Genomic DNA, 26599 nt, shown 5'->3' with positions numbered 1-26599 from the left:
CAGTACGTATACCTCTACACTTTTTGCGATCTCACGCCGACGTCGCCATGAAATTTTCTGTTTCCAGTTCTGACCTTTTAGACGCGCTTAATACCGTAAAGGGCGCTGTGCCTTCTAAGAGCACGTTGCCCATCTTAGAGTCCATTCTGTTCGAAAAGAGCGAAGACGGGTCGGCGCTGGTGCTCAGTGCCACCGACCTCGAAATATCCATCGTGCAGCAGGTGCCGGTTCAGTTTGCTACGAACGGTACCGAGGCCAATCGTATCGCTGTGCCTGCAAAACGCCTGATCGACACGCTTCGAGCACTGCCCGACTTGCCTGTCTCATTTGCGGCAAACAGTGACTTTGAGATTCGTTTGGAAACGGACCAGGGGCACTACAAAATGGTGGGGCACGATGGCGAGGACTTTCCGGATTTGCCCGAGGTTGACGCTGCTCACGAGATTGCTGCGGAGGGGGCTCTGGTGCGTGATGCAATCAACAAGACCAGCTTTGCAGTGAGTAAAGATGCCTTGCGCCCAGCCATGATGGGTATCTACTTCCAGATGAATACCGACGGCAGTCGCATCGTTGCAACTGATGGGCACCGCCTCGTCAAGCTTGACCGACCGGCGCTGCAGAGTGATGAAGAGGTATCCTTTATCGTCCCAGAAAAGGCCACAAAGCTTGTGAGCCGCACGCTGGATGACGACGCGCTTTGCACGATTGGCGTGAGCGATGGACATGTAAGCTTTACGCTCGACACGGCACGCGTTATTGCGCGCCTGATTGATGAGACCTATCCGAACTACGAAGCGGTTATTCCTGACGAGAACGACCGAAAGCTGATCGTAAATCGAGAGACGCTGCTGAACGCTGTAAAACGAGTTGGCCTCTACTCAAGCAGCATGACGAACCAGATCCGTCTGGCGCTTACAGAGTCCGAGATGACCGTGTCGGCGGAAGACATCGAGCGCTCCAGCGAGGCCAAAGAGGTGGTGCGCTGCGAGTACGACAGTGAGGCGATGGAGATCGGGTTCAACTCAGAGTACCTCACCGAAGTGCTCGGCAACGTAACAGCTGAAGAGGTGCTCTTCCGGCTTAGCTCTCCGAACCGCGCGGGTATCGTGGTGCCGCATGATACAGAAGACCCGGATATCCTGATGCTGATCATGCCGGTTATGCTGAATACATATGCATGACATGTGTGTACCTACGTACACGCGCCTGACACAGGCACAGCGTAGGTACAATCCCATTCTCATCTGGGGCAGCTTCCACAGTATAGCCTCAATGACAGAAAGGCGACCTCCCAATCTGGGAAGTCGCCTTTCTTCGTTGTACTCAATTCGTAGAGCAGTACCTACGAGGAATAACCTGACTTGACCCTTGCGCCGTTCGTTAGAGGCTATGTTCTTCGGGAATGAAGTCGACCTCCACGGGGTAGTGCTGTTCAATCTCCTCAAGCAGTCGCGACGCCTCGGGCGCTCGGCGGCCTTCATTCACAACGACGCGCTGGAAAGCAGTACGGGCAGATTCGACCTCCTCCTGGCTAAGGTGGGTCTTGCCCAGAAAAAAGTAGGCCTCCAACTGCAAAAAAGATGAAGGCTCCTCCGCGTCGACAACCTGTTGAAGTAAGTCCCGAGCATCTTCTGTTTTAGCTGCATCGAAGCGCGGAAAAAGTCCAAGGGTTGAGCTATGCGCTTCGTCGAGAAGGTGGAGGGCCACGAGAAAACGTTCGTCATTATCAGCTGTAGCTTCTACAGCGTTGCGCGTACGTACCTGATATCCTTCGATTTGCATTTCTGCGCTGTTGAGCACAGCCATGCGCTCAGCGGGCGATTGCGTTGCCATGCTGAAGACAAAGAGTACCCCATATAAGAGGACCGAAGCTGCTGTAGCAACCCCGGCGTACCATGCATAGCTAACGAAGCGGTCACGAACCTCCGGGCGATTTGAAGGCTCTTGCGGCGAGCGAGCAGCGCGGTTGGTCTGCGCAGTACGCTCTGCATCCGAAGAAGGTTTGGACTTCGGCGCTTCGCCTTGTACGGGAAGATCCTCAAGTGTATGCCCTGTTACAGAGGCAAAGTGCTGTGCAAGGTCAAAGGTCTGCTGGGCCTCACGAGCACGCTCTTGCATGGGACGAAGGCGCGAGGCAAGTTCGGCATCGGTGTTGATCCGATTTGCGATCTCTCTGAAAAATGGAGCGAGGGCTTCAGAAGACGCAATGTCGTGTGCTTCATGGACGGCGTAAAGCGCAAGTAGAGCATCTGGAACAGAGTGCGATTCCGGTGAAGGAATATAAACACTTCGAAACTCGTTCTCCAGGCGCTTTACTTCGTCGAGGAGTTTCTGTAGGTCAGGCGTCTGAGCGATAGAGCGCTCAAGAGCTTTGCGCTCCGTATCAGAAAGCTCGCCATATCTAAAAATTTGCTGCTCAATTTTATCCATGAGAGTACTGACGTTTAGTTGAGATGTGGGCTGATGTATAATGATGCCATATCATATGTGGAATCAAGATGCAATTACCGGGTTTGGTGGGGGGCTCAGCGAGAGAATACGCAGAGACCAAAGTCAGGTATTGGGTTGTGCGGACTGTATTCCACGAAAGCAACTTTAAAAAACCATTGGCGAGGTAGGGGCACATCAAATCGTTATGGCGTAACGTTAATATCGGCGATAGACACTATTTTCACTTAAATGGGGTCTTGAGCAGTTGAATATGGTTAGCCACCCTGTTCAAGAAAAACATGCTTTAGGTCTGGGTCTTCGCGCAGGGCTTTAAGAACACGCGACTTATACACGCGGACGGTTGCTGCTGACTTATCAAGACGCTCGCCAACCTCCTTGAATGAGAGGTCTTTGAAGTAATAAAGCCGGGCTACCTTTCGAAGATAGGGCGGCAAGCGGTCAAGCGCATGTTCTAAAACCTGTCGCCGCAAGCCAACGTCTTCGTCGATCTCAGTGGTTGCCCCTATACTCTCAAGCGTAGGAGTCTCCTCATCTTCAATGGAATCGGTCTCAACGCGGTACCGGTTTACGTAATTAATAAACGTGTTCTTGGTGACTACGCTAACCCAGTGAGCATACTTGTCCGGTTCCTTAATAGTTGGTCGCCCTTTACGTACCCGCTCGTACGTTTTACCGATGAGCATCTCGATGTCTGAAACATGCCGAATACTCCCTTTGGCATGTTTTGCAGCCATGTATTTACATATGTACCCATATGTCCAAGCTTCAACCAACTGCTCGCGTTCAGGAGACGGGTCATCAATAAACTGAACATACAGTGCGTTCACGGCCTTGGCATCGTCAATGCCAAATGGAAGACGGTCAGTGATAATAGTTAAATCGAAAGAACCGGCCATATGCTAAAAGCTTGCCATTTAGGAGAGGTAAGACCGTTAAGCTATATCTATATCGAATAACAGTATAAGGCATTGAGCCATTACCTGCATCCGCACCAGTGGCTTCCATGCAAAGACTTCGTTATACACGGTTTGTGCGTAACGTGAAGGAGTGTCGCAGGGCAGAAAAGTAGCTGAAAGCTGGTATCGGAAAGAGACAATCACCGCCTCCACTAAAAGCGTGACGTGCAGTTGAATTCATGCCGAAGAGGCGTTTTGCACTTCCTCGCGTTCAAATGTCGTGAAGCAGCAATCGCTGTGCCTTGTCTGTAGTGGTCTGGGAAGCTGATAGGTCGTCAATGGCTGACCAATAAACAGAAGATGTAAAGGTACACACACGAAGCCGTTACGGATTCGGAACACTTTTTGAACATTCTTACTGTGGATGCAGCTACATGGTGTACCTTGTAGAGCAAAAAAGGAAATGAATAACAGCAAAGCCTTACGTGCATGATCCGTGAACACGGATTTGAATCTTGCGTTATCATTATGACTGAAAAGTCCTGCGTCTCTTATGGTACGTAGTGGTTTACCGCAGCAGTATCTACGACATACAGGTGCTTTCGCATTTCTGTACTTTTGTTGATATCGCACCTGGCCGCATAAGCAAAGCACTTTTAAGCCTGTATCGCTAACGGAAATGCCTGATACCTCATTGCACGAACATTCAGCTTCACACCCGTTTCCGCAAGACGCGTCGGCAGAAGAGGTGTGGGAAAAGCTTTGTTCGCTTCTGGATACAGAAGAGCCATCTGCGGTGGTGAGCCGCGTGCTCTCTGTGCATGAGCATGTCCATGGAGATGGGCAGTCGCACGCCATGTCCGCGCACGGACTGCCTCCCGTCGAGGAGACCGAAGCACTGCTGCACGACGTACGCACACGGCTGCACACGCTTCGCGAGCACAACGAGTCGCTCGTTGAGCAGTTAGACAACGACGTAGAACTCCGCGACATAAAAAGCAGTCAGGAGCAGCTGGAGGCGCTTATCGACCTGGTCGAAGCGGATAGCTTTGAAGCTACAAAACGCCAGATTCAGAGCCTCCAGGAGCAGGTAGATGCACTCTACAGAGAAAAAGAGCAGCTCGTGGCAGCTGGGTTTGCCAGCGCAGACGAGGCCCTCGACGAGATCGACCGGCTTACCGACAGATGTGAAGCATTGCGCGACCAGCTGAGCACTGGAGACTCCGAGGCTGTGTCCGGTGGAGATTCAGATAGCGACGCCTCGCCGCCGGAGCTATACGTAGATCGCCCTACCGTACCTCCTGCGCATGCGCAGACAGCAGAACATGCGCAGAGGGCAGAATCAGAGGAGTCCGGTGCCAGTCCGCAGGTGAAAGAGGCGATCCAACAGGCCCTTGAAGTCTTCCGGCGGCGCCTGGATGACGAAACACAACCCCTTGAGGGGAAAGCCTCGTTTCAAGAGCAAGTTGCACAAATCCAGGCATACGCACGAGACCTCGACGAGAGCTGGGAGCATATCGTAGGGCCGGCACAGACCCTGATGCACGAGGCGAAAGACACGCTGGGGATGGTCTCGATCGCTGACTTCGAAGCAATCGCTCAGCGGATCGAGCGCCTTGCTGACATTACCACGACATTGCACGCATCCCTCTCGCCCTACCTGGACGGGCTCACCGCATCCATTGAGCGCCCTGAGAGCCAGCGAGCCGCAGAGCAGTTGCAGCTTATCGTCTCGCATCTTCAGAGACTGCATGGGGCGGTACGATCGTCTGATGCGCTGGCAGGTACCCAGGGGCTTGCCCCCGAGGTCGGGCGCATACTGGGCGTGTCTTCTGTACAGGACGCGCGCGAGATGGTCCAGATCGTGCAGCGGATGGCCGAGCAGTTAGATCAGAAAAAGGTTGCGGCGCAGAAGCGACTCAGCACGCTCATTGAACTGATGAATCGCCACGTACTGGTGGATGCGGATGCCTTGGAACAGCTCCACCATCTGCTCGGACACGCCGTTACAGTCGATCCCGCAGGACCTCAAGATGCGCAACGGGTTGAGATCCGTGCTCTTAATAACGAGCTTCGGATGCGCATAAAGTCTGCTTCGGGATACGTTTCGGATCCAAATGCCCCCGATACGCTTGGCGAAACCATTACGGCGCTGCAAGATCGCATAGAGACGCTGGAGCGCGACAATGAGGCGCAGCGCAGCGCAGCCCGCAAAGACAGTGTGGCGCAAGAGAAGCTGGCCGCTGCCGGACTCAACGACGTAGAAGACGCTATCGACATGATCGAAAGCATGTCGAGTCAGCTAAGCGAGCTCTATGCCGCTCAGGAGGCAACTATTAATCAGGCTCAGAAGACAAACGACAGGCAGAGTACCTTTCAGCAGCTCGAAGCGCTCTATGCCGAGCAAGACAAGCTGCAGCGCGAGCTGGGCGTCTCGGATGCAGACGCGCTTATCTCCATGGTCGACACAATGAATGCCCAGCTTAACGACCTGTACAGAGAACGTGAGCAGAGCCCGGACGCCCCCGATACGCCGAACGAGGAGATTATTGCAAGCATGAGCGAGCAGTTGTCTACGCTCTACGAGCAGATCGAAGTTCTGTACGATAAGGGGATAGAAGATCCTGAAGACGCAGTAGATACGATCGAAACGCTGGAGCAGGAAGCGCAGGAACTGTCTGCCGATATCGAGCGCCTCAGAGCACGTATCCGCGAACAAGAAAGCACTATCAACAAGCTAAAGCAGTCGCAAGGGGATAGCATAGCGCCCGCGCGGTCTCAGACGCCGGGGCCACGCAGCACAGACAACGCGGAGGCACAATCGGAGGCCGAAAGTCGCTCTTCCGGCAAGAATGCCTCTAAAAAGAAGACAAGCCAGTTCGAGCTGAGTGCAACAGCGCCCATTTTCGGGACAGACCGGCTTAACGCACTCCGTACGAAACCGCCACATACGTGGGATGACCATTCCGTGGGAATCATTCAAGTTGGGGATGATGGAACTGTACACTACATCAACGAAGCGGCGTGCAGGTTGCCGCGTCTGCAAGAGACCGATCCACAGGAGCTGGTTGGCCAGAACTTTTTCAAGGATCTGGCTCTTAGTACAAATAACGACCTGTTTCGTGGTCGCTTCGAGGAGGGAACGCAGCACGATGCGATGCGCGTCTGCTTTCCTTACACCTTCATTGCTCCCGGACGGGCCCCGGTCGTCTTTAATGTGCACATGCATCGCGCTCCCGGCAGCACAACCAACTGGATCTTGCTCCAAACCCCGTAAGTGCGTCCCGCACATGCATGTGTCTGCCCGTGCACGCTGCGGCACACCCGCCTGATGTTCACTGGCATCGTATACCTACTTCAAGACGAGGACGATTATGAAGCCCGACTCAGATCTCTACTCCTTTCTGCGATCGAAAGATTTCGTTGAGGAAGAGAAACCGGCCAGCAACGCTGATTCCAGATCAACGGTAGACAGCAACGCTTCTTCCTCGCAAGAAGCTATGTCGCTTGACTTCGAAGATCCAGATCTTGTCGAGAAGCTCTACCAGTACTCAGAGGCAGAGCTCGACGAGGTCGACTTTGGCATCGTGAAAGTCGATAATGACGGCACGGTACTGTTCTACAACGAGTACGAGGCGCGCAACGCTGGCGTGCGCCCAGAAGATGCAAAAGGAAAAGACTTCTTTACGCAAGTTGCCCCGTGTAGCAACAACCGCATCTTCCGAGGTCGTTTCAAAGAGGGGATGATGAAGGGCACCTTAGACGAGACGTTTACGTATACGTTTACGTACAAGATGTCTCCTACGCTCGTAGATGTACGTATGCTGCGAGATGAACGCTCCAATAACTGGCTTCTTATTCGCTTTCGCTATACCAAGTAACCTGCGGTAGCAGTGCCTGTACCGTAGAGCAAGCTTTGGGCGGCCCTTTTCCACAACCGTTCACCGTGCTATGCAACGCTCTGCTTCTGAAACACGCCGCTCGGCGTCTCGTGCGTCGGCCACTACAAGCACACCGCCGCCAGCCAATACGCTGGGGGGGAACCGCCCGCGTACCGTGCTTGACGTACTGTGCCGCGAACTGGGTACGTCGCATCCCGACGCTGCACTTCGGCAGATTCGTACCATGAAACGACTGCTGCGAGAGCACCACCGTGCCGGACGCAAACTGCGCCGCGTCGGTATTGACGGAGCAGACGAAGCAGCCCGTGAGATTGCATCCCTCGAAGTACGAATCCAAACGCTCAAAGAAGAGCATAAAGCCCGCGCGGAGGAGCGGATCGCGGTCATCGAAACGATGGCTAAAGCAATCGAAATGCTGCGACGACGCCTGCGCGAGCAATCGGCAACCGCAGAAGGACAGTCAGAGAGCCAGACCAAACAGACAGCGGCCTCACAGGGTACGCCTTCGTCTCCTGCCGGCCAGGTAGCTTCAGCAGAAGAGCCGCCGGACGACCTGACAGGCGCCGAGGCCTCCGGCCGTGTCAACGATGCACACAGTGAACTCGACGAACTGAATACACTCCTCCAGCGCCTACGGAGCGAGCTCGACGAGATCCGGCTTGAGCTGTGGTGCTACCAGAAAGAAGACGAGGAGCTGCCGTCATATCCTGATGACGGACGCATGGCTCATAACCTGCTTGATCGCATCGAGCAGAAGGTCTCCGATACCACCGATAAGCACGCTCAACTCTTCGATGCGTACCAGCGCGTCATGCAGCGGATAGATCCCCAAAAAGAGTCTGCAGCGTAACGCAATTTGCGCTGCACAAGCTGCATAAAAAGATCTTCTCTGTACCTCTTCCCCGGTTCGCTTACCCTGCATGCCTTTCCAGAACACGGGTACGTTGCTTGAAAACCTGGTGCTTGTTGAGGCGGCCCGTCTCCTGTTCGACGAGACCGAAGGGGCCGTTGATGTGGCCAGTGCGTTTTCAATGCCACCGCTCACGATGTGGCGCCGCGCCGAAAAATATAGCTACGACAGCCCGCTCTTTACCATAGCCCAACTGAACGCAGTGGCCAACGGGTATGCCACAGAGCCTGAGTCGTATCGCGAACTGCTGCACCAGTGCCTGGCCTACGACCGAATGCGCGGACCAAACGGTGTCTTGCTTGTCGGGCTACTTGCCCTGCAACGCAGGCGCATGCTTCGCGCCTGGGTCGAAGATGTTTCGGGCCCGGCAGCCCACTACGGGCCTACGCGACCCGCGTTAGAAGCGCTGGGTACGTACGCATCCGCTATTGGCCAGACGAACTACTCCCCGTTCGAGCGGCTTACCGTTACGACAACGCCCTACCCCGACTGCATCGACGAACTACGCAACACATTGTCTGGGTGGATGCAGCGCGCTCCTGCTCAAGCGCGCCTTGGGTATCTGGATCCGAATGTATACCATCCGGAGGGGCGAGATGGACCTCAGACGGCCAGTCTCGATCATCAGCAGTGGCTGCGCTCGCTGACACGCGGGGCGCCAACATGGAGTACATCCGTTCATTTCAGCTCAGACCGGAGCGCCGAGGCATTGGTACGAGGACTGAAGCAGATGCATGCCGATGCACGCGCTACCGGCTATCACACCACCCGCAGCTATCGGCACCAGTCGCACACCATAACAGTCTGCGTGCAGGGCCCATCTCCTGATGCGGCTGTGCGGTACATGACCTGCCTCGATGAGGCCGTGCAGGCAGGGTGGATGCAGTGGGTAGATGCGCTTGGAAATGGCTCTGACGCACCGCCAGAAACCGCTCCCCTGCAGCGCTACGACTTTAGCGAATAGCAGACGCATGCGCTACGCAGCGTCACGAGGCGACGCTGACTCGTTGCGCTGTGACATGAGAGGGCGAAACGTGTATGGTGGCCACGGACCGGTAAGACGAAACGAGAGTCCGTGATCGGCATGAATGCGTTCGGTCTGCTGAATAATCTCACGCAGCGCGTTCTGATCGGTACGGCCGACCAAGAGTGCCCAGTTCAGCGCAAGGGTTTCGTCGGGCGAGGCCAGCACAGCGCGGCGTGGGTCGAGGACCTCAATCTCGCGGATGCCAGCATCCCGCAGCCAGTTGTAAAGTTCGTCCGAGACCTCCTGGAGCCACGTATCTACAGCGCCACGTGCTTCTTTTTCGCGCTGTTTCTGTTTCAGGTACGCTGTGCCTGATGTAGGAGGAGACTGCTGTTCTTTCGCCGAGAGATGGGCGGCCGCGCGATCACGCTCTACAAACATCTTGAGCGCCCATTCATCGGCGTATGATACCCGTTTCATGAATGCAGACAGTTCGCTTTGGTGTGCGCGCACCGTATCCACCAATCGATCAAACGACGAGTAGAGCGTTCCAAAGCGTGCCGGATACACGGGGCCGTGCTGCATGGCCTGCTCAACCACTTCCTCATGAAGGGTTGCCCGCGCGCCAACCCACTCCAGCGACTGCATATTGTCGGATGCCTCAGGGCCGGTCCAGGCCTCACGCTCTACGACATCGACCACGGCACAGATGGGGGCACCGGCTGCGTCGCCGATCACGTTACCGAGCGACAGCACGTGCAGCCCGTTCCCGCTCATACCGGCATGCTCAGTGGACCACGGCGTTGATCGTGCCAGGCAGAAGAAGTAGAGCGCTTCGTGTGCATCGACCGAAAGGGGACGTGCAGAGGCATTCATGGGATGGTCAGCAAAGACAGAAAGAGGAAAGCTGCCGAAATCAATCGTCGGAAGCGTCTAAAAATTGGCCTATGGTGCTGACACGCACCTGAGCGTCAACGATACCGGGCTTACCGGTAGCGTCTGCTGTGAACGACGCAGTGCGACGCCAAGCCCCCTCTTTTTCGGCAGCTGCTTCGGCGGTGCGGAGCAGGTCGACCAGCGCTTCAAACAGAGAGGACGCAGCATCTGGACGTTCGTTTGAATGGTTCATGGCAAGGCGGGAGAATGCGCGGGAGCTACAGGGTTACGTTAACAAACGTGTAGGGAGCTGTAGGATCCGTGTACGTAAACAAAAAGTTGTCGTCGAACTCCTGTGCCGCCTCGTGCACGGCCTCATCGAACGCATCGACCTTGTCACGCTTCACAAGACAGGCAAGGCGCATCACATCTGTATCTTCGCGGCACTCATCGGCATGAATCTGCTCGGCGGGGGCGGCCAGGTGCAAATCTACCGCTGCGCGGTAGTCAGCGCGTTTCGCCTCCAATACTTCGCGGAAATACTCGCCTAGCTCGACCTTTTCTTGCCGGGTGGGTTCGCGCTCCCCATCCTGAAAATAAGTGTCGCGCGCGTCGCGAAGTCCTTCGTGCGTATCCACAAAGTACTGAAACAGGTTGTCGACCTTCCATGCCACGCGAAAGCCAATCTCAACGCAGTCGCGTAGCTCTTTCAGTTGCTGGCGGAGCGTGCCCTGGTTCGCTGCAAGGAACGTGCGCAGCTCCTCGTTGCTTTGGGCGAGCACGCCAAATGACATCGGCAGAATATCGACGTCGCTGCGCACGAGAGCATTAACAGCGTTATGGTGAGCCTTCAAGTGCCGGCGTCGAGGACGAAGTTTCTTGCGGTCGAGATCGCTCACGACCATAGCGAGTCCGTCGCGTTTCACGGGATAGAGCGGGGCGCGGTCAACTCCTTTGAGCGTGAACCCCTCCGCGTCAAAGTCGTCGGCGGGGACTACAGCGTACAGATATTTTTTTGCAGAGCGGCTCATGCGGGCGAGATAGATGCAGGGGGATGGCGAAGCAGCACAGAGCTAAAAAAATCAGTATTCGTATTCAAATCCACCATCGGCAGATCCATCGGAAGACGGCTTCGGACGGCGGGAAGCCTCGGCCTGCCGAATCTTGGCCTTAATTGCTTCCACCTTGTCATCAATCTCCTGGATGCGCTGCGTGCAATCGTTGACCTGTGCCTGCAGGGCTGCCCGAATCCGTTGTTGGCGCGTGCGGGCCATCTGCAGGTTGGCCATGCGCACATACAGCGTGTGTGGTTCCTGGGTAGAGAGCGACCGCATGCTTGTGGGAGGGCGTGTGGAGGGGGGGCGGGGCCGGTTTACGCGAGGAGGAGCATAGAAGGATGAGGAACGCCGGGGCGTGTTCGGGGAGGAGCCAGAAGGCGTATCGGAGGAATCGCTCATACGATCAAAGGAAGAAGGTTACGGAATCTGTGTATACATCTCGTCGATGGCGTCCATGATAACCTCGCGTGTCTGTGCCTCAGCATCCGGATCGCTGGTGGCACGGGCGGGGCGAAGTACGTCGAGGCAGATATCGCGGAAGAAGGCAGATGATGGGCTGACATCGTCTGCGCGGTCGGCAAATACGCGCGCGAGCACAACCGAGCCTCGAACCGATGGACCATGATAATCGTCGAGGCGGGTGCGAACACGCCGCACCAGGTCTACGATCCGTGTTGCCAGAGGCTCAGGCATGCCAGAGCGAGTGCACGTGATCTGCACCTCGGTATCACGGTCTGGGTACTCCAGCTTGATGGTGATCATGCGGTCAAGTAGAGCACTCTGTGTGCCATGTGTACCAGCGTACTCCTTCGTGTTCGACGTAAAGATCGCCCGGAAATTGGGGTGCACACGCACATAGCCTTCGCTCTGTCCTCCACGCGTCGGAAGGTTCAAGATGCGCTCCTCAAGAATGCTAAGCAACACGTTATTGGCCTCAGGGCGCGACCGGTTGAACTCGTCGTAGATGAGCGTATAGCCCTCGCGGCATGCCTGCGCCAGGCGCTTGTCTTCCCACACCTTATGGACTTGCTCGCTGGTCTTGAGCACCGAGCGGATGAAGTTGTCGACGACTTTCGACTTGCGGTAGCCTACCTCGCCTCCAACCAGATCTGAGCGTGAGAACTCACTGTCGCCATGAAGCAGCACGGCCGGGCGTTCCAGCCTTGAGGCTACGTGAAAGGCAAGGCTGGTCTTTCCGGTCCCCGACACCCCTGTCAGGTGAATAGGGTAGCCGGCATTCAGATAGACCATGGCGCGCTGCGTAACCCGTTCTACGGCCGGAGTAACGACAAACGATTTACTCGGCTTTGGGACAAAGATGCCGTCGCGGCGGCGCGAGTTTTTGGCAACCGATGGCGAAGACTCCGACGGTTCCATAAGAGCAGAGGGCAAAAAGAGGGAGGGAGCCGAGGTAGGAGCAACACGTGCAAGCGAGTGTGGGAGGGGCGGAGCTGTCTGGGGCGCACCTGACAGATATATTCGGCGTAGGCACACCCGGCAGCTACTCCTCGCGAAACGACTGCAACGAAAAAAGCAGGAAAGCCAGCTGCACGGAGGCACAAAGGCACAACGCGCATCCAGTTTCCCTGCCCGGTACATAGCAAACTCTCCCAGAGCCAGGGCATGCATGCAGCACGAGCAGGCTCAGGTGCGAGCATGAATATGTGTCTGTGCTACGATGCAGGAGCCGCTGCCGTGGCCGTAAGACCAATGCCTTCAGCATACTTCAGGTAGGTTTCTACCGAGGCAATAACGATACGAGCCTCTACCGAAACCAGCTCAATACCTACCAGGGAAACGCGAACAAATGCGTCAATAACAATACCTTTGTCGAGAATACGGTCAACCACTTCTGCCAGACCGCTGGCGTCGCTTGTCTTTTGGACTTCAGCCATATTGATACCTCGTTGTGTGAGTACGTGTGTGAAAGAAAGAAAACGAACTGCTGCATATCGTCCCCACAATTTCCTGGCGCATTCTCGTAGAGAACCGGCAGAAAGCAGGAGCTGACAGGGCATATCCGCACCACTATATCAGTCAAAGATCATTCCAGTCATTTGCCGACGTCTAAAAGGGGGGCGGGTTACACATAGGAGCATGTAAGCGGAGACGCTCTACAACAACCAGTCTCAGTATATGGCCCAGCGAATAGAAAATAAAAGGCGTGGCGTAACTTTACGAATACATGGAGACGAAAGGTAGGCAGTGTCCAGGTCTCACAAGTCGCAGCTGCCGGCCGGGTTATTTCTTGTCGTCTCCAGTCGAGTCGTGTGGTGACGTTCCTCTCTTCTCAGAGGAATCTTTTTGAGGCGGGGCAGCAAGGCGCTGCATCGTCTTTTCCAGCCGGTCAAGGCGGGCATTGAGCGCGTCAAACTGCTCTTGATTGATTGAATTTGAATCAGACGTATCTTCTGAGCCCGATTGAGACTGAAGAAAGTCGGCAGACTTCCACCAGTCCATGCCCATCTCGTTTGCCTTATCGACCGAGCAGATGATAAGCCGAATCTGTACAGTGAGAAGTTCTACATCGTTCAGATTAACCTTAATATCGCCGGCGATAACGATGCCGGTTTCCAGCACCCGTTCCAGAATGTCGGCGAGGGTGGAGCTGCGCGGTCCGCGCATGTTCTGCATTGAGCGGCTCATAGAGAACGAGAAGAATCTATCCGTAAAAGGTAAATAGGGGCGTTTCCGACAATCCCAGCAAGTGTGTTGCCAACTGTCTTGGCCAGAAGCCTGTTTTGATTTCTTACTTTGGCTCTGAGCGGCTCCGCTGAGCTGCAAACCAAAACCCAGGCAGGCTCTAAGACGATGGCTCAGATTGCGACATATCAGCTTGGTCGGAGGGGTGCTGAATGGTACCCAGATCCAGGTGGAGGTCGTCCAATTCGAGTCCGAATACGTCGCAGAGTCGCTCCAGCTCTTCGGCTTGTTTCATAAGCGTGCGTCCAACCCGTTCTACCTCGTCATCGGTGAGCGTTCCGCGTTCCATGCGGCCAATGGCCTGCTTCTCCAGCAGGTCATGAATCAGTTTGATGAGGGTAAGTACCAGATGCGCAAGTCCCTTACCTGGGTTGTCTTCATCGACCTCGACGTGCCGAAGTCCCTGCGACGGGGGTCGGGCTGCATCAGAGCCGGGGGGAAGATCATGCACAGCGAGATCGTCGGCACGAGACAGACGGGCTGCAGGGTCAGGTACAAAGGGGGCTTCCGGAACAGATTTACTCATGGGAGGCGGGGTCCGGGGAGGCAGGGGAGCGCATCGCACCATATCCACGGGCAGTGTCAACAGCGCTTAGAAGCAAGCGAAGGTCGAGGTAGAGCAGCTCTACGTCGGCTACGGAGATCACAACGTCGCCGCGGAGCACGGCACCGGTGTCGAGAACACGGTCGAGCGTTTCGGCAAGCGTGACGTCCGAGACGTATTGGGGGGGCGGCGGCGCTTCGGGCATAACGTAGATTATGGCAGACGATGACAGATAGAAGCTGCAGGCAGTGCGAAGGTGCCGCTAAGCGGTTGTGTACATCCTGCGACCCAGCTGCCGAAGCGCTTCAATGCCAAGAGGAGGCGCTCCACGCTGAATCTGAACCACATGCTGTTCGGGAAAGTCCTCCTGCACCTCAGAGAGCGTAACGCCGGTTGTCGGAGCGCTATCGGGCATGATGTTATTGACAAATAGGGCTGGTATGCTCAACCCTGCGTGGGTGCAATGGTTCACCAGGCGCTCGGTCTCGGCATGCACCATGCGGTGGAGCATTGTAACACCGTAGACATGCCCTACGTGCTGACCGTGTTGTCCTGTAAGCATTTTTCGAAGCGCTTTAACGCCTTTAGAGAGGCGCACCAGCCGGTCGTTGAGACGCGGAGCGTGCACCACGCGTCGGTACGTACGAAGCAGGCGAAAAAGCGACCGAATCCAGGCGTCAAACACGTCGGGCATCTCCACAAAACGAAAGAAATGTCCGGTTGGCGCCATATCCAGAATCAGGTGTGTGTAGCGGCTGTCGTCGAGTTGATCGAGCGTGGCGGTAACCGCCATCATCTCGTCGATACCCGGCGGGGCCAGATTGAGGAGGTGCTCGGTCACCTGGCGGTCGTGGGGCATGTCGAAGCGCGTGCCACCGGCTTGATGGAAAAACTGCTGCACCTCCTCTACATACTCCGCGCGCAGCCGGTTGAAGTGGGCCTCGGCATCAACGCAGGCAGCATCGAGTCCGTCTATAATGGGAGCCGGTGTATCTGAAACAGGCCGCTGCAAGAGGTCGGTTACCGAGTGAGCCGGATCAGTCGATAGCAGCAGCACGCGACCGGGCTCAGACGAAGGAGAGACCGTGGCCAGGTGCAGGGCCGTAGCGCAAGCCAGCGTGGTTTTTCCGACGCCGCCTTTACCGGCAAAAAGCCACAGGCGGTGATCGGGAAGCGGAAGCGGGTGGGTAACCTGGGGAGCAGGCTGTGGCTCGTCTGATATATCGCCTTTGAGGCCCCCACCAGGCACGGTGTCCGGATGGTCCGCTGAATCCATATCAAGCGGTGTGGCGTGCGTCCAGAGCGCAGGTAGCGCAGACTGGAGCGCATCCTGCGAGAGTTCGGGGAGGGCCCAACACGATGCGTTATCGCAGTACTTGAGGCGGTCGTGCTGCGAAGCGGCAGCCGACCACTGATTGATTACAACGCCTTTGAGGGAAATGGAGAGCTGTTGCAGCCGGTCGATGAGCCGGTTTGTCTCCGACGCAATAGCCGGTTCAGCCTGCGTAACGACCAGCGCGCCTGCCTGGTCGGCGGTGCGCAAGGTACTCATTACGCGTTCAACGCGGTCTCGCAGCGTGTAGACGAACGTATCAAGCGCATCGGGAGCGGTGCGCCCGCTGAAGCGTGCACGCATGTAGCGATGCTTTTCGAGAAGTACATCCAGGAAGTCAATCCATGTCTGAAAACGCTCTGGCATCTCGAAGAGCCGCAGCGTGTGTCCTGTTGGAGCGGTATCGACAATGACGGAGGCGTACGCATCCGCAGAAAGCAGCTTTTCGATGTGAAGCACGGCCATGGCCTCATCGATGCCGGGCAGGGCCAGATCGAGCAGCTCCTGAATTTCATCATCATCGAAGAACGTACCGCGTGCGACAATCTCATGCAAGGTGTTGCGGTGGCTGTCCCGAAACGCATCAACAGCCTTGCGCGCGTCAAACGCCTCAATGTGCAGGTTGTCGGGCGGGTCGGTTCCGGCGAGCCGGTCAGCGAGCGAGTGGGCAGGATCGGTCGAAAGCAGTAGCACACGGGTATCGCTATGCCGGGCTTGCCAGAGCGCCGTTGCTGCAGCACACGTTGTCTTGCCTACGCCGCCCTTACCTACAACAAAGAGCAGGAGCGGCGGGGTATCGACAAACGGCGGCACGTCAGGCATGTGACAGGCAATAGTAGAAAAGGCATACGCGAGCAGTGAGGGGCGTGAGCAGGAGGCGGCATGAGGCTCTCACTGTACGCGCTCCTGCAGTGCGTCGAGTTCATCAAGGCGGTCTAAGACCTCCTCTTCCCGTTCGTCGAATGCCTCCTCAGACAGATCGCCCGTTTCAAGGGCCATATAAAGATCGTTCAGCTCGTTGCGTAGCGCTTGCCGTTCGCTCTCGATCTCTTCGCGCACAGCATCATGAATCGATGACGCGATAAAGTGCACCCCACGAAGCGGAGCAAGCAGAATGTCGTCGATTAGAAACATGGGTATGGTGGGATGCGGGCAGTTGGCACGAGTATGAAAACGCGTGGCTTACTGAGCATCCTTAATCTGTTTGCTGGCCTGATCAATCCACGACGCCACATTCACAAAGGGGGGGAGCCCTTCTACGTTGTCGCGAATCTCTTTGGGGGAGGCGGTAGCAATATCTTTAAACGTGGCATAGCCTGCAGCACGTAGTTCATCGGCAATCTTCGGCCCTACGCCCTGTAGAACCGAAAAATCATCGGGCTCCTGCGCATTAGCTTCTTGCTCTGTAGGAGTTGAGGCTTTGCCTGGCATTTGAATGGAGGGAAGCTGTGGAGCTTCGGAAGATGCCTCTTCGTTTCGTGCAGCGGACTGTTCAGAGGGCGCTGCAGGAGAAGGCGCTTCTGGCGCAGCATCCTGCGCAGGCGTTTCTGGATAGGCATGGGGCGTTGAAGCGTCTGGGGCCTCAGAGGGCATAGAGGTCGGGGTCGGATCTATGTCAGAGATTGCCGACTCTGCCCCCTCTGTCCACGCTCGGTGCATGGCCTCAATGTCAGCACGGCGTTCGGCCTGCTCCTCACGGGCCGTTTCGAGGATGCGTTTCGTATCCGCCCGAATGGAGTCCATAAGTGATCCGCGTTCCGACCGGCTCTCGGCAATAAGCTGTGCAACCTCTTGCGAGAGGCGTTTCATCGTTTCCTGGCGGTCTGCCTGGCTAGCACGGTGTGCTTCGGTTCGAGCCTCGCGTGCATCGTTGAGGAGCGCCTCGACCTGGCCGCGCACCTGCTCTACGAAAGCGGTACGGTTTTCCAGTTCAGCTTGCGAGGTGGCCTCGTGTTCGTTACGAAACTGAGCAAGCATGTCAGCCACCCCTCCGGTAATAGACTGGGTTTCGTTACGGAGCTCCTGAAGCCGCTGCTCGCGTTCTGCCTGGCCCACGCGTGCCGCGGTAGCGCGCTCTTCTCGAAACTGGGCAAGCATTTCCGAAACATCGCCCCCCACCGCATGAACTTCGCTGCGGAGCTTTTCAAGGGCCCGGGTCCGTTCAAGGCGCTGTTCGGCCATTTCTTGCTTGAGCTGTCGTACTTGTTCAGAGATAGAAGCCATGATGCAGAAGGAAAGAGGAAACGGCTACGGGAAAGTTTTGAGGCGTGTATACCCACTGTGCGCTCTCATGTGCATTGGACACACATAAAACATACTGCTACATACGTGCCATTGTAGACGTAGGTCAATAATCACGTCAGGAGAAAAGGATACAGGCATCTGTAGGCAGATGCAAGGTGGCGCAGCGCAACGAATATGATACCTGCAGGGAGTAAAAGAAACGAGGAAAGGTAAAATTGTACAATACGCTAACAAGTAGCAGCTTAATAGCACGGGCTAAATACGTATTGCTATTAGAAACGTCAGTAGCCGCTTCTACAGAAAAACAGATAGGGTCTATTAAGCCACATGCGCAGGGATAAAGGAGGAGGCAAGTTGGGAAGACGAAATGGTACCTTGCAAAAGAACATAAATGTCAGTTCAGCCTGAGAAAAGGATAGTCCTCGGTCATTGTGGCAAGTGTATTGCTATTACAAGTACGTGCAAAAGACAGCTATCGATCGAGCAGGCAGCAACCAGCAACCTGTCTCTGTGCGGTTTTGGAACTTGCAAGCCGTGCGGCTATGCGTTCAGCAGTACGAGCACTGGAGCATAACCTGCCTCGCTGAACGCATATCATAACGACGATAGCACCGCAGTCATACACTGATTATCAAGAAACAGCCTGCTATGCGACGACTCTGGGATGGACTCGACCCTGGTACGTTTACATCAACAACTGAGATCGACGAGCAAGGCCCGTCGGTACGCGACACCGACCGCGGGGCGGTACCGGGCCGTTCTGCTGAATCAAAGAAGGAAGACGATGCAGAGCAATCTGCGCCGGACCATGCGAACGGAAAGCAAACTCCGTCCACACTGCTCGGACTTCCAGAAGACGCAGATGCAGGCGAGGTCATTCTCATGAACAAGCGTGACATCATGGTGCTTCAGTTTGTTGTGGTGCGCCTCGTTGAGAAAGGTATTCTGGATGCTGAAGAGGTAATGCGGATGAAAAAAGAAGCGAACAAGGAAATCCGCGATTCGCACCCTGATGTTGCGGGTTGAGCGAACAACGTCGCGCTCGGTGTCACGATTAGAAAAGGAGGCTTGAGGTCGAAGAGAGCCTGCGGTCTTCGGTAGTGAGATAACTTCGCCATTGAAAACGTCATCCTGTTTTTGGGTTGGTGTTACGGCTTCACCGATAACCAAGGGCGGCACTAAACCTGTTTTGATTTCTTAATTTGGGCTGCGAGCGGCTCCGATGGGCTGCAAAGGATCCCCCGGGCTCGTAGCCCCAGCTACGAACCTCTACCGTGGTGGCCTTTTCGCCTCACCGGCGCTCGCTCTCGCCTTCAAACCAACCCCCAAAGAGGCTCTAAAGCGCTGAACGTCAGAGCCGCAGGGCTTGCGGCTTCATCCTCTGGGACACTGCGTGAGACGGACCGAGAACGCGCCTTCAACAGCAGCGCCCGATGAATGAGGAATTCGCTCCTGTGAGAGACGGGAATCCCACGCTCTTTAGTCGTAGGAGGGGGGCGAGCTCTGTTCAGGCGTTCCACGATTAAGGAGTTTACCACGACGGGATTGCCCCATACCAGATCTGAATTGGACAATACCTACAACTCTATTCGTTATAGCGTCAAGATTGGGGGAATACCTCCTGCGGGCGAAAACTTACGCATCGCTGGTTTCGTGCACATACGCCTGTAGTGTAGACGCAAGGCTTTTTTGAGGCCATACACTGAGACGCATCGCGGTTCCACGTTTGACGCGTTCGCAGTGAGCAGCAGTAAATAGTGGATAACATTGCCTTCCCTTGGCCTGTACGTGATGCTCCTGGTAGTACACGCTGGCCTTGGAATGGGATCAGCCGTGGATAAAGCGGCTATGACTTCACTTGTTGGCTTCTTCCCTATATCTTGCGTTACACCTTCGGATCCGAGCGCTTTGCAGACGGACTATACCTATGAATACACAGAGCTTCAAGACATTTAGCGCCAGACCGCGCGACATCGACCGCGACTGGCATATTGTAGACGCCGCCGACATGACGGTTGGGCGCCTGGCCTCACGTGTTGCCCACGTGCTGCGGGGCAAACATAAGCCTATATATACGCCTCACATGGACACGGGTGACTTTGTGGTCATCGTGAACGCTGAGAAGGTGCGGTTTAGCGGCCAGAAAGAGACGCAGAAGACCTACCGCAGCTACAGCGGATATCCGGGAGGAGAGAAAGAACTTACGCCTGCCGAGGTGCGCGAAGACCACCCCAAGCGCATCATCACGATGGCTGTGAAAGGCATGCTCCCCAAGAATAAGCTGGGACGCCGCATGCTTGAGAAGCTCAAAGTGCATGTGGGTCCCGACCATCCGCATCAGGCCCAGCAGCCTACCCCACTTGAGTGGTAACCGCGTCCTGTAGCGGCTGCTCCCGTGTGCGTTCACTTGTGCATTGTACCAACCCCAGTATCTTATGGCTTCTATCAAGCAATTTAACGCCGTGGGTCGACGCAAGACCTCCACGGCTCGTGTTTACCTACGACCGGGCGATGGCACCGCCTTCACCGTGAATGGCAAAGACGCGTCTGAGTACTTTCCCGTAGCATGGCGCCGCCGCGAGCTCGACCAGCCGTTTGTCGTTACCGACACGGTTGGGAAGTTCGACGTTGTCGTGAACGCTTCGGGCGGTGGACTGACCGGACAAGCCGAAGCTGCCCGCCTGGGCATTGCTCGCGCGCTTGTCGAGTTCGATGAAGAGCTCCGTCCAGCGCTGCGTAGCGCAGGCTATCTGACGCGTGACGACCGCATGGTTGAGCGTAAAAAGTACGGTCAGCCGAAAGCACGCAAAAAGAGCCAGTACTCCAAGCGTTAATCACACGCAGGAGCCATTCCTGGCTTATCATCAATCATACGGCCCGATGGTTCGTGGGTTGACGGCCCACCTGTGTCTGTGCGTATGTGCACAGCGAGGTCTACGCCGTTTCGCGTGCCAGACGACGGTCGTAGTCGCCTAAACCCGATCTCCTACACGCTTACACCAACGTTATGGCTACCCCCGACGAATCGCCCGAAACAACAGAGGCGCCCCAAGAAGCGCCCCAATCTGAAAAAACCACTGCCGCCGCGCAGGCTGAAGAGCCGGCTGCTGAAGAGGAAGCCTCTGATGAGGCAGCCTCTGAAGAACCGGCCTCTGCCGAGGCGTCTTCTGAGGAAGCGTCTTCTGCGGAAAACGACGCCCAGGAAGAAGAAGCCTCGGTTGCTGAAGCTGGCGAGCAAAAAACCCCCGAGCACCGCGTTACGATTGAGGAGCTGCTCAAGGCTGGTTCGCACTTTGGTCACCTGACCAGCCGGTGGAATCCGCGCATGAAGCCGTATATCTTCATGGAGCGGAATAATATCCACATCATCGATCTGATGCAGACGCAGGCGCTGCTCGACGAGGCCGCGGACGCCGCGCGCCGTTTTGCGAGCAAGGGGCGCAATATCCTGTTTGCGGGTACGAAGACGCAGGCCCAAGACATTGTGCGGGAGCACGCCGAGTCGGTTGGCATGCCGCATATGGTGAATCGCTGGCTGGGCGGCACCATGACGAACTTCCAGACCATCCGAAAGAGCATTTTCCGGATGGAAGAGATTGAGAAGATGGAGCGTGACGGTACGCTTGATAAGCTCAAGAAAAAAGAGAAGCTGATGCGTCTGCGTGAGCATGAGAAGCTCGAAAACGTGCTCGGCGGCATTCGCGACATGCCTGACACACCGGGTGCGCTCTTTATTGTCGACGTGAAGCGCGAAGACATTGCGGTCAAGGAAGCCGTTAAACTCGGTATCCCGATCATTGCGATGGTCGATACCAACGGCGAGCCGTCAGACATCGACTATCCGATTCCCGCGAACGACGACGCATTGAGCTCGATTGAGCTCATTACGTCCACCATCACACAGGCCATTCAGGAAGGCCTCGACGAGCGCGAGATGAAGAAAAAAGCGAAATCCAAATAGAACGCTTCCTGATGCACCACGGGCCGAGTCGCTTTCAAACGATTCGGCCCGTTCTGCATCCCCGACCATCTGTACACAAGACGACTGATTTCCCCGACTCTATGAGTATCTCTGCACAAGACGTAAAAGAGCTTCGCGATGCCACAGGTGTTGGCATGATGGACTGCAAAAAAGCCCTGGAAGAGGCCGACGGCGACTTCGACAAGGCCGTGGAGTTGCTTCGCAAGAAAGGACAGAAAGTGGCTGCTAAGCGGGCCGACCGCGAAGCAGAAGAAGGCCTGGTTGTAACCTCGATTTCCGAGGATGCAAGCATAGGCGCTATCATTGAAGTTAACTGCGAAACGGACTTTGTGGCTCGGAACGACGATTTTCAGTCGTTTGCCGACCGCGTTGCCAACGTGGTGCTCGACGAACAGCCCGGCGATCTTGAGTCGCTGCACGCCCTCAATTACAATGGTGAGCGAACCGTGAAAGAAGAACTGGTCCGCCTTACCGGACGGATCGGTGAGAAGCTTGCTATCCGTCGCTTTGATGTACTTGAGACTGAAGAAGGCGACGTGGTATCGTACATCCACCCCGGATCGAAACTGGGCGTGCTTGTTGTGCTTACTGGAGAAGATGAGCAAGCACAGCTCGACGTGGCCATGCAGATTGCAGCGCTCAACCCGGTAGCCGTTTCGCGCGATGAGGTGCCCGAATCGGTACAAGAAAAAGAAAAAGAGATTGCTCGCGATGCTGCTATCAGTGAGGGCAAGCCCGAGCATATCATCGACAATATCGTGGAAGGGAAGCTGAACCGCTACTTCCAGGATAACGTGCTGCTTGAGCAGGACTTTGTGAAAGACGCTTCGACCTCGGTACAAGAAATGCTCGACGAGGCCGGCGTTGAGATCAAAACGTTCGTACGGTACGCACTGGGAAACTAACGCCCGATGCAGGCTCCGCAGAATCCGAACGGGGCGCCTGCTGTTGGTTGCGCGAGCCACTGCGTCATGCCTTTCTCTCAACCCCTGAAAACTTTCCGGTTTCCACTATGCCTACCGGCTCTTCGTACACGCGTGTCTTGCTTAAGCTGAGCGGTGAGGCGCTGCTTGGCACCGAGCGCGACTTCGGGATCGATGAAACGGTGATCCGCAACTACGCACAGGAGATAAAGAGCGCGGTGGAACTGGGCGCTGAAATTGCGATCGTTATCGGCGGAGGAAATATCTTTCGGGGCGTGCAGAACGCCATGAAGGGCATGACGCGGGCCCATGCCGACTATATGGGTATGCTGGCCACGATGATTAACGGCATGGCGCTCCAGGATGCGCTGGAGCAGGCCGGGCTACAGACCCGGCTGCAGTCCAGTATTAAGATGGAAGAGATAGCCGAGCCGTTTATTCGGCGCCGGGCCATCCGCCATCTCGAAAAGGGACGCGTCGTGATCTTTGGGGCGGGCACAGGCAATCCCTACTTCACGACCGATACAGCGGCTGCGCTGCGCGGACTGGAGATCGACGCCGAGATGATTCTGAAGGGAACGCGCGTAAACGGTGTGTTTACTGCAGACCCTGAAAAAAATGACGATGCCAAACGGTTTGTGCGTATCCATGGCGATGAGATGATCCGCCGTAGCCTCCAGGTAATGGATATGACAGCGCTCACGCTGTGCCGCGAGTCCTCAATGCCCCTGCACATATTCGACATGGGAATGGCCGGCAATCTGAACCGCGTGCTCCAGGGTGAAAACGTCGGGACACAGGTGCACTGGAACGAGGAAGCCGAAGCGCCTTACGTAGCAGAGGAGGCGTAGCACGCGTACATGCGCTGCTGCCTCCCACACAAACAGTTTTTCCATAACGGGTTGATTTAGTTATGTCTGACGATCCCATCCAAGATAAGCTGGACAGTGCTGACGACCAGATGCAGGAAACGGTCAAGTACCTGCGCAGTGAACTGAATACAATTCGGGCCGGACGGGCTACCCCTGCGATGCTCGAAGGGGTGAAAGTCGACTACTACGGTAGCCAAACGCCGCTCAACCAGGTCGCCAGCGTAAGTGCGCCCCAGGCCGACCTGCTCGTTGTTCAGCCGTTTGATCGCAATGCGATCGACGACATTGAGCGAGGCATTATGATGGCGAACTTGGGATTGAACCCCTCGAACGACGGCTCAAACATCCGGATTCCAGTCCCTCCGCTTTCTGAGGAACGCCGTCGCGAACTGGCTACGACTGCGCGTGAGCGTGCAGAAGAAGCCAAGATTTCTATCCGGAATATTCGCCGCGAAACGAAGGATGCGATTCAGCGCACCGTAAAAAAAGAGAATCTCTCTGAGGATGTCCGCTATGGCGCTGAGGAAGAGCTTCAAGAGATCACGGACAACTACGTCGGACGCATCGACACGCTCACGGAACGGAAAGCAGATGAAATCATGGAAGTGTAAGTAACATGAGCGGATGCATGTGCTTATTACAGACACTGTAATGGTTCTGTGGCAACGCAATATAGCCAGGCAAAGTCGCCGCTGCGCACAACAAGTTAGGCCACAAGCTATAGCTATCAGAATTTGTGGCTACCAGCTACAGCTAAAAAAAGCGCCTTGTGTCGCGATGGCTGCGAGTCGCGCCACTGCGAGATACGTAACGTAACATGATTACACGGAGGGGTGCCCGAGCGGTCGAAGGGGCTCGCCTGGAAAGCGAGTGTACCGTTTACGCGGTACCGGGGGTTCGAATCCCTCCCTCTCCGCATCCATCACGACAAGAGCATAGACAGCCGGGCTGCTGCACATAAGCAGTCCGGCTTTTGCGTACCGTGAACAATCCCCGGCTATGCACGGGCCATTTTCTCCTCCACACAGATGGTTTCAGGGCGCTTATGATTCATAGCATGACCGGCTTTGGCCGTGGACAAGCCAGTGGGCCTGACGCAGCAGTTACCGTAGAAGTGCGCTCTGTAAACAAGCGCCACCTTGACGTATCGGTGCGGGGGCCACGCGGGCTCAGCGAACACGAGCTGGCCATCAAGGAGGCTATCAAAGGACAATTTGACCGAGGGCAGTTCCGGGTCTCAGTCGACGTACGCGGTCAATCGTCGTCCATTCTGCCCGTTGGTCCCGAGAAAGCCCGGTCCATTGCCGAAGCGCTACGTGCGCTGCGTGAGGCCGCAGACATTCAGGCACCCGTTACGCTTGACCATGTGCTCGACGTTGCACACCGCTTCCTTGACGATCCGAAAGAATCTGCAGCACCGACAATCTCTGACGAGGTCTGGGCCGATGTGCAGGCGGCGCTTCAGGATGCGCTCGGCCGTCTCGGGGCTATGCGTGCCGATGAAGGAGCTGCTCTCCATGAAGACATGACCAAGCGTCTTGATGCGCTTGCATCGTTGTTAGAAACAGTTGAGGAGCGCGCACCGGTACGGGTCGACGAAGCGCAGTCGCTTCTGCGGGCACGGCTGAGCGACCTCATGAACGACGATCGCCTCGATCGGGATCGCCTCGCTACCGAAATAGCTGTGCTGGCGGACAAACTCGACGTGCATGAGGAGTGCGTGCGCCTGCAGTCACACATCCGGCAGTTTCGAGAGGCACTTAACGACGACGAACCAGCCGGGCGGCGGCTCAAGTTCATCATGCAGGAGATGCTGCGTGAGGTGAACACCATCGGTGCAAAAGCCAATGACGCCACGATCTCGGAGCATGCCGTTCAGATGAAAGAGATCATCGAACAGCTACGCGAACAGATTCGCAACGTAGAGTAGCTTCCGCATCCCTCGAACGTTAATACCGTCTTACCCTGTATGCCGAAACGTGCCATTATCGTGCTCACCGCCCCGAGCGGAGCCGGAAAAACGACGATCGCACACCGCGTACTCCGAGCACACGACACATTACGCTTTTCGGTGTCGGCCACCACGCGCGAAGCCCGTCCGAACGAGACAGACGGCGAAGACTACCACTTCATGTCAGCTACTGCGTTTCAGGATCAGATCGAAGCCGGAAAGCTGCTGGAGTATGAAGAAGTCTACCCCGGTCAGTTCTACGGTACGTTGAAGAAAGAAGTCGACCGCTCCTCGCCCGACGCTCCTGTGCTGCTTGATGTCGACGTGCGCGGCGCGGCGAACGTCAAAGAGATCTATGGGGATGAAGCGCTCGTCATTTTCATCGCGCCCCCATCGTTCGAAATCCTTACGCAGCGCCTTACCGGACGGGGTACCGAAGACAACGCCGCCGTGCAGAGCCGCCTGCAGCGGGCGCGCATGGAGATGACACGCTCCGATGACTTCGATGCAATTGTTGTAAACGATGACCTCGATACAGCAGTCAAAGAAACTTTAACGCATATCAATCGGTTTCTTTCAAGCTAAAGCACAGGGCGCGTGCACAACAGCTGTGTTGCGGCTGCTTAGCGCTTGAAACCCTGTGGTCTCTGTGTACTGTCTCTTTTGGTTCTCACGACCCCTATGGCTATCGAAACTGTCGACATCGACGAACTGGCTTCGCGCACCGGTAACATCTACGAAGCGGTGGCAATCATGGCAAAACGAGCCCGCCAGATTTCGTCGGACCAGCGGGCAGAGCTCGACGAGAAACTGCAATACTTCGAAGGGTTCGGACCCGAGATGGAGGACGCACGCATGCAGGAAGAGCAGGAAGAGATCTCCGTTGAGTACGAGCTCAAGCCCGAGCCGACTGAGATGGCAATCGATGACTTCCTGAGCGATAAGCTCTACTTCCGTAAGCCGGAGTAACAACACTCACCTGTCTCC

Annotated in this window: 29 protein-coding genes and 1 tRNA gene; 16 read left to right on the top strand and 14 right to left on the bottom strand. The window is 56.0% G+C overall.

Annotation, left to right across the window (positions count from 1 at the left end; genetic code table 11):
• The first annotated feature begins 47 nt into the window (after positions 1 to 47).
• A complete protein-coding gene (gene dnaN / locus ACZ48V_RS01900; protein ID WP_464541081.1) occupies positions 48 to 1181 on the top strand; it encodes a DNA polymerase III subunit beta in 1134 nt (377 codons plus the stop codon).
• Positions 1182 to 1380: 199 nt separating this feature from the next.
• Here the strand turns inward: dnaN and ACZ48V_RS01895 are convergent, their stop codons facing one another.
• Together ACZ48V_RS01895 and ACZ48V_RS01890 are read right to left on the bottom strand one after the other, a co-directional pair.
• Complete coding sequence (locus tag ACZ48V_RS01895; RefSeq protein WP_464541079.1) at positions 1381 to 2430, bottom strand: tetratricopeptide repeat protein; 1050 nt, start codon at positions 2428 to 2430, stop codon at positions 1381 to 1383.
• 275 nt (positions 2431 to 2705) lie between these two features.
• Positions 2706 to 3347, bottom strand: a complete 642-nt coding sequence (locus ACZ48V_RS01890) for an RNA polymerase sigma factor (RefSeq protein WP_464541077.1) — start codon at positions 3345 to 3347, stop codon at positions 2706 to 2708.
• A gap of 679 nt (positions 3348 to 4026) precedes the next feature.
• Between ACZ48V_RS01890 and ACZ48V_RS01885 the strand changes: the two genes are divergently transcribed.
• The 4 genes from ACZ48V_RS01885 (at position 4027) to ACZ48V_RS01870 (ending at position 9123) form a co-directional block, all read left to right on the top strand.
• Positions 4027 to 6624, top strand: coding sequence for a coiled-coil domain-containing protein (locus tag ACZ48V_RS01885; protein WP_464541075.1), 2598 nt, complete (start codon positions 4027 to 4029; stop codon positions 6622 to 6624).
• Between the two features lie 97 nt (positions 6625 to 6721).
• Positions 6722 to 7228, top strand: coding sequence for a PAS domain-containing protein (locus ACZ48V_RS01880; RefSeq protein ID WP_464541073.1), 507 nt, complete (start codon positions 6722 to 6724; stop codon positions 7226 to 7228).
• 70 nt (positions 7229 to 7298) lie between these two features.
• On the top strand, positions 7299 to 8099 hold the full coding sequence (locus tag ACZ48V_RS01875) for a hypothetical protein (protein ID WP_464541071.1): 801 nt from the start codon (positions 7299 to 7301) through the stop codon (positions 8097 to 8099).
• A gap of 70 nt (positions 8100 to 8169) precedes the next feature.
• Positions 8170 to 9123: a hypothetical protein gene (locus tag ACZ48V_RS01870; RefSeq protein WP_464541069.1), complete on the top strand. Its 954-nt coding sequence runs from the start codon at positions 8170 to 8172 to the stop codon at positions 9121 to 9123.
• A 12-nt stretch (positions 9124 to 9135) separates the two neighbouring features.
• Here the strand turns inward: ACZ48V_RS01870 and ACZ48V_RS01865 are convergent, their stop codons facing one another.
• The 12 genes from ACZ48V_RS01865 to ACZ48V_RS01810 form a co-directional block, all read right to left on the bottom strand.
• Positions 9136 to 10002, bottom strand: a complete 867-nt coding sequence (locus ACZ48V_RS01865; RefSeq protein ID WP_464541067.1) for a GvpL/GvpF family gas vesicle protein — start codon at positions 10000 to 10002, stop codon at positions 9136 to 9138.
• Between the two features lie 40 nt (positions 10003 to 10042).
• A complete protein-coding gene (locus ACZ48V_RS01860; protein ID WP_464541065.1) occupies positions 10043 to 10255 on the bottom strand; it encodes a hypothetical protein in 213 nt (70 codons plus the stop codon).
• A gap of 25 nt (positions 10256 to 10280) precedes the next feature.
• Entirely contained in the window at positions 10281 to 11033 is a 753-nt protein-coding gene (locus ACZ48V_RS01855; protein WP_464541063.1) for a GvpL/GvpF family gas vesicle protein, read from the bottom strand.
• 51 nt (positions 11034 to 11084) lie between these two features.
• Positions 11085 to 11459 (bottom strand): hypothetical protein, encoded by a 375-nt coding sequence (locus ACZ48V_RS01850; RefSeq protein WP_464541061.1) that lies wholly within the window; start codon positions 11457 to 11459, stop codon positions 11085 to 11087.
• A gap of 18 nt (positions 11460 to 11477) precedes the next feature.
• On the bottom strand, positions 11478 to 12452 hold the full coding sequence (gene gvpN / locus ACZ48V_RS01845) for a gas vesicle protein GvpN (RefSeq protein WP_464541059.1): 975 nt from the start codon (positions 12450 to 12452) through the stop codon (positions 11478 to 11480).
• A gap of 281 nt (positions 12453 to 12733) precedes the next feature.
• The gene (gene gvpA, locus ACZ48V_RS01840; protein ID WP_353564278.1) at positions 12734 to 12955 is read right to left on the bottom strand and encodes a gas vesicle structural protein GvpA; all 222 of its coding nucleotides are present in this window, start codon (positions 12953 to 12955) and stop codon (positions 12734 to 12736) included.
• A 346-nt stretch (positions 12956 to 13301) separates the two neighbouring features.
• A complete protein-coding gene (locus tag ACZ48V_RS01835) occupies positions 13302 to 13706 on the bottom strand; it encodes a gas vesicle protein (protein ID WP_464541057.1) in 405 nt (134 codons plus the stop codon).
• Between the two features lie 157 nt (positions 13707 to 13863).
• Positions 13864 to 14289, bottom strand: coding sequence for a gas vesicle protein K (locus ACZ48V_RS01830; protein ID WP_464541055.1), 426 nt, complete (start codon positions 14287 to 14289; stop codon positions 13864 to 13866).
• Positions 14282 to 14512 carry a gas vesicle protein gene (locus ACZ48V_RS01825; RefSeq protein WP_464541053.1) on the bottom strand — a complete coding sequence of 77 codons (231 nt, stop codon included), beginning with the start codon at positions 14510 to 14512 and terminating at the stop codon, positions 14282 to 14284. The genes ACZ48V_RS01830 and ACZ48V_RS01825 overlap by 8 nt, the downstream gene beginning before the upstream one ends.
• A 57-nt stretch (positions 14513 to 14569) precedes the next feature.
• Positions 14570 to 16462, bottom strand: a complete 1893-nt coding sequence (locus ACZ48V_RS01820; RefSeq protein WP_464541051.1) for an ArsA family ATPase — start codon at positions 16460 to 16462, stop codon at positions 14570 to 14572.
• 69 nt (positions 16463 to 16531) lie between these two features.
• On the bottom strand, positions 16532 to 16774 hold the full coding sequence (locus ACZ48V_RS01815; RefSeq protein ID WP_353564283.1) for a gas vesicle protein GvpG: 243 nt from the start codon (positions 16772 to 16774) through the stop codon (positions 16532 to 16534).
• A 48-nt stretch (positions 16775 to 16822) separates the two neighbouring features.
• Positions 16823 to 17863, bottom strand: a complete 1041-nt coding sequence (locus ACZ48V_RS01810) for a hypothetical protein (RefSeq protein WP_464541049.1) — start codon at positions 17861 to 17863, stop codon at positions 16823 to 16825.
• Between the two features lie 669 nt (positions 17864 to 18532).
• Between ACZ48V_RS01810 and ACZ48V_RS01805 the strand changes: the two genes are divergently transcribed.
• From ACZ48V_RS01805 to ACZ48V_RS01755, 11 genes are all read left to right on the top strand, one after another.
• Complete coding sequence (locus tag ACZ48V_RS01805; protein WP_464541047.1) at positions 18533 to 18910, top strand: hypothetical protein; 378 nt, start codon at positions 18533 to 18535, stop codon at positions 18908 to 18910.
• Positions 18911 to 19811: 901 nt separating this feature from the next.
• Positions 19812 to 20255 (top strand): 50S ribosomal protein L13, encoded by a 444-nt coding sequence (rplM, locus tag ACZ48V_RS01800; protein ID WP_353562635.1) that lies wholly within the window; start codon positions 19812 to 19814, stop codon positions 20253 to 20255.
• A 64-nt stretch (positions 20256 to 20319) separates the two neighbouring features.
• On the top strand, positions 20320 to 20718 hold the full coding sequence (gene rpsI, locus ACZ48V_RS01795) for a 30S ribosomal protein S9 (protein ID WP_353562636.1): 399 nt from the start codon (positions 20320 to 20322) through the stop codon (positions 20716 to 20718).
• 173 nt (positions 20719 to 20891) lie between these two features.
• Positions 20892 to 21845 carry a 30S ribosomal protein S2 gene (rpsB, locus tag ACZ48V_RS01790; RefSeq protein WP_464541044.1) on the top strand — a complete coding sequence of 318 codons (954 nt, stop codon included), beginning with the start codon at positions 20892 to 20894 and terminating at the stop codon, positions 21843 to 21845.
• 101 nt (positions 21846 to 21946) lie between these two features.
• Complete coding sequence (gene tsf, locus ACZ48V_RS01785; RefSeq protein WP_464541042.1) at positions 21947 to 22771, top strand: translation elongation factor Ts; 825 nt, start codon at positions 21947 to 21949, stop codon at positions 22769 to 22771.
• Positions 22772 to 22878: 107 nt separating this feature from the next.
• Positions 22879 to 23640 carry a UMP kinase gene (gene pyrH, locus ACZ48V_RS01780; protein WP_464541040.1) on the top strand — a complete coding sequence of 254 codons (762 nt, stop codon included), beginning with the start codon at positions 22879 to 22881 and terminating at the stop codon, positions 23638 to 23640.
• Between the two features lie 62 nt (positions 23641 to 23702).
• Complete coding sequence (frr, locus tag ACZ48V_RS01775) at positions 23703 to 24272, top strand: ribosome recycling factor (protein ID WP_464541038.1); 570 nt, start codon at positions 23703 to 23705, stop codon at positions 24270 to 24272.
• A 216-nt stretch (positions 24273 to 24488) separates the two neighbouring features.
• Positions 24489 to 24577 (top strand) — tRNA-Ser (locus tag ACZ48V_RS01770).
• 129 nt (positions 24578 to 24706) lie between these two features.
• On the top strand, positions 24707 to 25591 hold the full coding sequence (locus tag ACZ48V_RS01765) for a YicC/YloC family endoribonuclease (RefSeq protein WP_464541036.1): 885 nt from the start codon (positions 24707 to 24709) through the stop codon (positions 25589 to 25591).
• 39 nt (positions 25592 to 25630) lie between these two features.
• The gene (gmk, locus tag ACZ48V_RS01760) at positions 25631 to 26197 is read left to right on the top strand and encodes a guanylate kinase (RefSeq protein WP_464541034.1); all 567 of its coding nucleotides are present in this window, start codon (positions 25631 to 25633) and stop codon (positions 26195 to 26197) included.
• A gap of 96 nt (positions 26198 to 26293) precedes the next feature.
• Complete coding sequence (locus ACZ48V_RS01755) at positions 26294 to 26581, top strand: DNA-directed RNA polymerase subunit omega (RefSeq protein WP_353562643.1); 288 nt, start codon at positions 26294 to 26296, stop codon at positions 26579 to 26581.
• The last annotated feature ends 18 nt before the right edge of the window (positions 26582 to 26599 follow it).

This window comes from Longimonas haloalkaliphila, assembly GCF_055379825.1.
The sequence above is the reverse complement of the archived record's forward strand: the minus strand, read 5'-3'. Positions and strand labels throughout refer to the sequence as shown.

What these genes read in the sequence shown, in the direction of transcription:
- ACZ48V_RS01875 (WP_464541071.1), top strand. Translation starts at nt 7,299, where the DNA reads ATGCAACGCTCTGCTTCTGAAACACGCCGCTCGGCGTCTCGTGCGTCG.
- ACZ48V_RS01820 (WP_464541051.1), bottom strand. Translation starts at nt 16,462, where the DNA reads ATGCCTGACGTGCCGCCGTTTGTCGATACCCCGCCGCTCCTGCTCTTT.
- rplM (WP_353562635.1), top strand. Translation starts at nt 19,812, where the DNA reads ATGAATACACAGAGCTTCAAGACATTTAGCGCCAGACCGCGCGACATC.
- ACZ48V_RS01885 (WP_464541075.1), top strand. Translation starts at nt 4,027, where the DNA reads ATGCCTGATACCTCATTGCACGAACATTCAGCTTCACACCCGTTTCCG.
- ACZ48V_RS01815 (WP_353564283.1), bottom strand. Translation starts at nt 16,774, where the DNA reads ATGTTTCTAATCGACGACATTCTGCTTGCTCCGCTTCGTGGGGTGCAC.
- pyrH (WP_464541040.1), top strand. Translation starts at nt 22,879, where the DNA reads ATGCCTACCGGCTCTTCGTACACGCGTGTCTTGCTTAAGCTGAGCGGT.
- ACZ48V_RS01765 (WP_464541036.1), top strand. Translation starts at nt 24,707, where the DNA reads ATGATTCATAGCATGACCGGCTTTGGCCGTGGACAAGCCAGTGGGCCT.
- ACZ48V_RS01755 (WP_353562643.1), top strand. Translation starts at nt 26,294, where the DNA reads ATGGCTATCGAAACTGTCGACATCGACGAACTGGCTTCGCGCACCGGT.
- ACZ48V_RS01850 (WP_464541061.1), bottom strand. Translation starts at nt 11,459, where the DNA reads ATGAGCGATTCCTCCGATACGCCTTCTGGCTCCTCCCCGAACACGCCC.
- dnaN (WP_464541081.1), top strand. Translation starts at nt 48, where the DNA reads ATGAAATTTTCTGTTTCCAGTTCTGACCTTTTAGACGCGCTTAATACC.
- rpsB (WP_464541044.1), top strand. Translation starts at nt 20,892, where the DNA reads ATGGCTACCCCCGACGAATCGCCCGAAACAACAGAGGCGCCCCAAGAA.
- ACZ48V_RS01895 (WP_464541079.1), bottom strand. Translation starts at nt 2,430, where the DNA reads ATGGATAAAATTGAGCAGCAAATTTTTAGATATGGCGAGCTTTCTGAT.
- gvpA (WP_353564278.1), bottom strand. Translation starts at nt 12,955, where the DNA reads ATGGCTGAAGTCCAAAAGACAAGCGACGCCAGCGGTCTGGCAGAAGTG.
- tsf (WP_464541042.1), top strand. Translation starts at nt 21,947, where the DNA reads ATGAGTATCTCTGCACAAGACGTAAAAGAGCTTCGCGATGCCACAGGT.
- ACZ48V_RS01855 (WP_464541063.1), bottom strand. Translation starts at nt 11,033, where the DNA reads ATGAGCCGCTCTGCAAAAAAATATCTGTACGCTGTAGTCCCCGCCGAC.
- frr (WP_464541038.1), top strand. Translation starts at nt 23,703, where the DNA reads ATGTCTGACGATCCCATCCAAGATAAGCTGGACAGTGCTGACGACCAG.
- ACZ48V_RS01880 (WP_464541073.1), top strand. Translation starts at nt 6,722, where the DNA reads ATGAAGCCCGACTCAGATCTCTACTCCTTTCTGCGATCGAAAGATTTC.
- ACZ48V_RS01870 (WP_464541069.1), top strand. Translation starts at nt 8,170, where the DNA reads ATGCCTTTCCAGAACACGGGTACGTTGCTTGAAAACCTGGTGCTTGTT.
- ACZ48V_RS01835 (WP_464541057.1), bottom strand. Translation starts at nt 13,706, where the DNA reads ATGAGCCGCTCAATGCAGAACATGCGCGGACCGCGCAGCTCCACCCTC.
- ACZ48V_RS01825 (WP_464541053.1), bottom strand. Translation starts at nt 14,512, where the DNA reads ATGCCCGAAGCGCCGCCGCCCCCCCAATACGTCTCGGACGTCACGCTT.
- ACZ48V_RS01860 (WP_464541065.1), bottom strand. Translation starts at nt 10,255, where the DNA reads ATGAACCATTCAAACGAACGTCCAGATGCTGCGTCCTCTCTGTTTGAA.
- ACZ48V_RS01830 (WP_464541055.1), bottom strand. Translation starts at nt 14,289, where the DNA reads ATGAGTAAATCTGTTCCGGAAGCCCCCTTTGTACCTGACCCTGCAGCC.
- ACZ48V_RS01890 (WP_464541077.1), bottom strand. Translation starts at nt 3,347, where the DNA reads ATGGCCGGTTCTTTCGATTTAACTATTATCACTGACCGTCTTCCATTT.
- rpsI (WP_353562636.1), top strand. Translation starts at nt 20,320, where the DNA reads ATGGCTTCTATCAAGCAATTTAACGCCGTGGGTCGACGCAAGACCTCC.
- ACZ48V_RS01865 (WP_464541067.1), bottom strand. Translation starts at nt 10,002, where the DNA reads ATGAATGCCTCTGCACGTCCCCTTTCGGTCGATGCACACGAAGCGCTC.
- gmk (WP_464541034.1), top strand. Translation starts at nt 25,631, where the DNA reads ATGCCGAAACGTGCCATTATCGTGCTCACCGCCCCGAGCGGAGCCGGA.
- ACZ48V_RS01805 (WP_464541047.1), top strand. Translation starts at nt 18,533, where the DNA reads ATGCGACGACTCTGGGATGGACTCGACCCTGGTACGTTTACATCAACA.
- ACZ48V_RS01810 (WP_464541049.1), bottom strand. Translation starts at nt 17,863, where the DNA reads ATGGCTTCTATCTCTGAACAAGTACGACAGCTCAAGCAAGAAATGGCC.